The sequence below is a fragment of the Streptomyces sp. ActVer genome (genome assembly GCF_027270795.1).
Lineage (GTDB): Bacteria > Actinomycetota > Actinomycetes > Streptomycetales > Streptomycetaceae > Streptomyces > Streptomyces umbrinus_A.
The window spans coordinates 1-3,945 of record NZ_JAPWHT010000664.1 but is presented as its reverse complement, the minus strand read 5'-3'; the positions used below and the strand labels follow the sequence as shown (position 1 = coordinate 3,945).

Genomic DNA, 3,945 nt, shown 5'->3' with positions numbered 1-3,945 from the left:
CGGCGGCGGGGTCAGCGGCGCCTGGACGCTCCTGGAGCCGTCGATCCGGGCCGCGCTCACCGCCGAACCCCCCGTCAGCGGCCACCCGCTCCGGGTCGTACGGGCCGGGCTCGGCACCGCGGCCGTGGCTGTCGGGGCCGCCTCCCGCGCCCGTACGGAGTCCAGGGAACCGCTCACTCCGCTCCGGTCCCTCTCCGAAGGCATCAACTCGGCCAATTTCAAGAGTGGTTGACCGCTTCTCACTCCAGCTCAAGATCAAAAAAGACAACTCCGGCCATCTGGGCGCTCACTTGACTACCAGGCGTCACACACGATTGGCTCCGGCCAGCAAAAGTCCGACAGTCGGCACACCTGATCCGCCGACGGTCACACCGACTTGACGCTCCCCATCCGCTTGCCCGGCCGCACAGCGAGGTGCCATACCCCCCATGAACACAACTCCTTCAAGTCCCGTCCACTCCGGGTCCGCGCGCGCCACGGCACTTGCCGCCGCCGTCTGTCTGCTCGCATCCGGCTGCTCCGGCTCCGGAGGATCGGACGCGGGCTCGGACGCCGACACGGCGGGGAAGGCGAGCGCCAGCGGGATCAAGGTCGCCCTGATCACCCACGGCGCCCCCAACGACGCCTTCTGGGAGCTGGTGCGGAAGGGCGCCGAGGCCGCCGCCGCCAAGGACGGCATCGCGCTGACGTACGAGGCCAACCCCGACGCCAAGGGCCAGGCCGACCTGGTGCGGGACGCGATCGCCGACCGGGTCGACGGCATAGCGGTGACCCTGGCCAAGCCGGAGGCGATGAAGAGCGCGGTCGCCGCGGCCAGGGCGGCCGGCATCCCCGTGGTCGGCCTCAACTCCGGTATCGACGCCTGGAAGTCCGACGGTCTGCTGCAGTACTTCGGCCAGGACGAGAGCGTCGCGGGCCAGGCGGTAGGCGACAAGCTGGACGCCCTGCGCGCAAAGCACGCCCTGTGCGTCATCCACGAGCGGGGCAACGTCGCCGTGGAGGCACGCTGCGCCGGGGTGAAGAAGACGTTCGCCGGCCGGACCGAGATGCACTACGTGGACGGCACCGACATGGACGCGGTGACCGACTCCGTCGCGGCCGCCCTGCGACAGGACCGGACCATCGACGAAGTCGTCATGAACGGCGCGGAATTCGCGCTCGCGGCGGTGAAGTCGGTGAAGAAGGCGGGCAGCAAGGCCGAGGTCGCCACCTTCGACCTGAACAAGGACCTGGTGAAGGCCGTGCAGAGCGGGGACGTGCAGTTCGCCGTGGACCAACAGCCCTATCTGCAGGGCTACCTCGCGGTGGACGCGTTCTGGCTGTACAAGACCAACGGCAACTTCAGCGGCGGCGGCGAGGAGCCCGTGCTCACCGGACCGGCCTTCGTCACCAAGCAGAACGTCGCCACGGTCTCCAAGTTCGCGGCCAACGGAACGCGGTGAAACGCCCCGTGGCCGACCGGCCGGACGACGGTGCCCGACCCGTCGAACCGCCGGGCGGGACCGGCTGATCCGGTGTGCGGGACCGGCTGATCCGGTGTGCGGGACCGGCCGGTCCCGCGTCGTCAGGTAACAGCGTCGCCAAGGTTTGGGGTACTCACCGTGCGTACGGTCACTTGTACGGATAGCATCCTGCGCATCCCCTGTGCTGTTCCGGACACGCGGTCACCCGCCGCCCTTGTCCCCTCTCTCACCCCTGCTGACCACCCGGCTTCCGCCAAGACCCCTTCCGCTCACCGCTGATCGCTCTAGGACGACGATGTCTCCACGGACAGGCTCCCGCCGCCGTCTCGGCTCCATACGTCTCTCACTGATCCTGCTGGCTCTGGTTCCCAGCGTCACCCTCGCCGCCATGTGGGGCGTGACGACGATCCAGATGTTCTCGGAGGGTCTGCGGCTGCGGGACCAGACGGAGCTCAGCAAGTCGACCGGGGCCATGGGCACCGAGGCGACGCTCGCGCTGCAGCGGGAGCGCAGTCTGTCGGCCGTACTGCTGGCCAGGCCCGGCAGTTCGCGCACCGCCCTGGACGAGCAGCGGGCCCGTACCGACAAGGCGGTCGCGACACTCGTCGGCCAGTCCGACGCGATCCAGAAGGCCCCCGAGCGGATCAGCGACCGGATGTACTCGGTCATCGCGTCGGTGGGCAGCCTGGAGTACTACCGGGGCCAGGTGGACAACCCCACCGACATCACTCCCGACCAGGCGCTGGACCAGTACACCTCGATCATCGACGACCAGATCCACGCCTTCCAGGAGCTCTCCCAGGTCGACGACGGCGAACTCACCTCGCAGGCGGGCCCGCTGGTCGCCCTGGAGCACTCGGCCGAGCTGGTCTCCCAGGAGGACGCCCAGCTGCACCTGGCCTGGCCGTCCGGGAAGCTCGACGAGAACGCGTGGAACCACTACGTCCAGCTGGTCAACACGAAGCGCTGGCTCGTCGAGGACCAGTTGGTGCCCTCGCTGCGCGGCTCGGTGAAGGCGCAGACCGAGCGGATCCTCCAGGGCCCGGAGTGGAAGGCGCTGGAGGGCGTCGAGGACCAGGTCGTCGCGGCCCGGGCGAAGGGCCTCACCGACGGCCGGAAGATCACCCTGCCGGACGCGCAGAAGCGGTGGAGCCCCGCGTTCGACAAGCTCGGCGACCAGTACACCGCCCTGATCCGCCAGGAGACGGCGGCGCTGCTGGAACGCAGTGACGACAGGGCCGAGGACCTGCTGATCAAGGCGGCCGCGCTGAGCACCGGCGGATTCGTCGCCCTGCTGGTGTGCGTCCTGATGTCCTGGCGCATCACCCGCTCCCTCTCCCGGCGGCTGCGCGGACTGCGTATCGCCACCCTCAGCCTGGCCGAGGAGCGGCTGCCCGACGTGGTGGCACGGCTCAACCGCGGCGAGAAGGTCGACGTGGAGTCGGCCACGCCCCCGCTGGACTACGGCCGGGACGAACTCGGGCAGGTGGCCCAGGCGTTCAACGCCGCGCAGCGCACGGCGGTCCACACGGCGGTCGAACTCGCCGACACCAGGCGCGGCTTCCAGAAGGTCATCCTGGGCATCGCCCGGCAGAGCCAGAACCTGGTCAACCTCCAGCTCACCAAGCTCGACGCGCTGGAGCGGCAGCACCAGGACCCGGACATCCTCAAGGGCCTGTACGAACTGGACTCCACCGCGAGCCAGTTGCGCCGCTACGAGGAGAACCTCGTCATCATCAGCGGCGAGCAGCCGCGGCGCAGCTGGACCGAACCGGTCGCGCTGATCGACATCCTGCGCAGCGCCGTCGGTGAGGTCGCCGAGTACCAGCGGGTGGAGGTGAACACCGAGGAGGAGGTGTTCCTGACCCCGCCGGCGGTGGCGGACGTCATCCACCTGCTGGCCGAACTCATCGACAACGCGACCGCGTACTCCCCCGCGCCCAGCCCGGTCGGGGTGCGGGCCGGGATGGTCGCCAAGGGGCTGGCCGTCGAGATCGAGGACCGCGGTCTCGGCATGTCCGACGAGGACTACGCCTCGTTCAACACCCAGTTGGCGGTGTCCCCGCAGTTCGACGTGGTGGCGCTCGCCGACGACCTGCGGCTCGGCATGTTCGTGATCGCCCGGCTCGCCACCCGGCACGGCATCACCGTCACACTGCGGTCCTCGCCGTACGGGGGCACCACCGCGATCGTGCTGATCCCGCACGAGATCGTGGTGCGCGAGCCCCTCGAATTCGAACCACCCTCCGCGGACGCGGAGAGCGCCGACGGGGTTCTGCCGGCCGCCCGGGAGCAGGGCGGGGAACCGGCCGGTGAGCCGGTTGCCGAGCCGGTGGGTGTCGCCGCGAAGGGTTCGGCGGACCGGCAGACCCACGAGCGCTCGCGGGAGGCGCAGCCCGTCGCCCGGGCGCGGACACCTCAGGCGGCCGAGACACGGGTCGCCGCCGGTGCGGCCCGCTCCGGTTCGGCCGCGGCGGGTTCC

The 3,945-nt window shown here is 70.2% G+C and carries 2 protein-coding genes and 1 pseudogene; all 3 read left to right on the top strand.

Annotated elements, in window-relative coordinates; all coding sequences use genetic code 11:
- Positions 1-232 (top strand): annotated as a pseudogene (locus tag O3Q52_RS50030) (hypothetical protein); the annotation flags it as partial.
- Between the two features lie 196 nt (positions 233-428).
- A complete protein-coding gene (locus tag O3Q52_RS50025; RefSeq protein ID WP_269655074.1) occupies positions 429-1,442 on the top strand; it encodes a substrate-binding domain-containing protein in 1,014 nt (337 codons plus the stop codon).
- A gap of 316 nt (positions 1,443-1,758) precedes the next feature.
- On the top strand, positions 1,759-3,945 hold a 2,187-nt coding region (locus O3Q52_RS50020; RefSeq protein ID WP_269655073.1), incomplete at its 3' end, for a nitrate- and nitrite sensing domain-containing protein.

Bases quoted from the DNA above. Each gene is read 5' to 3' on its own strand.
- O3Q52_RS50025 (WP_269655074.1), top strand. From the start codon at position 429: ATGAACACAACTCCTTCAAGTCCCGTCCACTCCGGGTCCGCGCGCGCC.